The 816-nt window shown below is 72.3% G+C and carries 1 protein-coding gene; it reads right to left on the bottom strand.

Going from position 1 to position 816, the window contains the following annotated elements; translation table 11 throughout:
• The coding region (locus H5J33_RS36500) for a polyketide synthase dehydratase domain-containing protein (RefSeq protein WP_181798964.1) at positions 1-816 on the bottom strand (816 nt) is incomplete at both ends.

The following is an 816-nucleotide window of genomic DNA, read 5'->3' on the forward strand; positions in this document are numbered from 1 at the left end:
CGCGGCCTGCGCTTCATCCGCTCCGTCGAGCAGCCACAGCCGGTCGGGATGCTCCCGCTGCGCCGACCGCACCAGCCCCCACACCGGAGCACTCACCAAACCCGGAACACCCTCGCCCGGCCGCACCGCCACCGCACCCCGCGTGACGAATACCAACCGCGACGAGCCCCACCGCTCATCCGCCAGGAACCCCTGCACCAACCCGAGGACCCGGCCGGTAACCACCCGAGCCTCGTCGGCCAGACGATCCTCCGCCACCTCCCCCACCACCGCAGGAGCCACGACAATGCCGGGCGCCGGCCCGTCGAGCGCGGGCAGGTGCAGGTCGGGGCCCAGCACGAGGTGGTGGTCACCGGCCGTGGGCGCGGCCGGCACCGGCTGCCATTCGAGCCGGTAGAGGTTCTCCTGTCCGGCGGTCCGTAGCTGCTCGGGGCTGACCGCGCGCAGCGCCAACGAGTCCACCGACACCACCGGCCGACCCGCCGTATCCGTCGCCGCCAGCGACACCGCGCCCTCGCCCACCTCGGCCAACCGCACCCGCAACGCCGTCACCCCGGAAGACGCGAGGGACACTCCCGCCCACGAGAACGGCAGCCTCGGCTCACCGACACCGCCGGCATCCGGATCGATCAACACCAGCGCGTGCAAAGCAGCGTCCAGCAACGCCGGGTGCACAGAGAAGCCCTCACCACTGCCCTGCGGCAACTCGACCTCGGCGAAGACCTCGCCCGCCTTGCGCCACACAGCCCGCACACCCCGGAACAGAGGCCCGTAGTCGTACCCGGCCGCACCGAACTCCTCGTACAGCCCCGATAC

Origin of the sequence: Streptomyces sp. WELS2 (assembly GCF_013870595.1) — a bacterium.
In the GTDB taxonomy this organism is placed as follows: Bacteria; Actinomycetota; Actinomycetes; order Streptomycetales; family Streptomycetaceae; genus Streptomyces.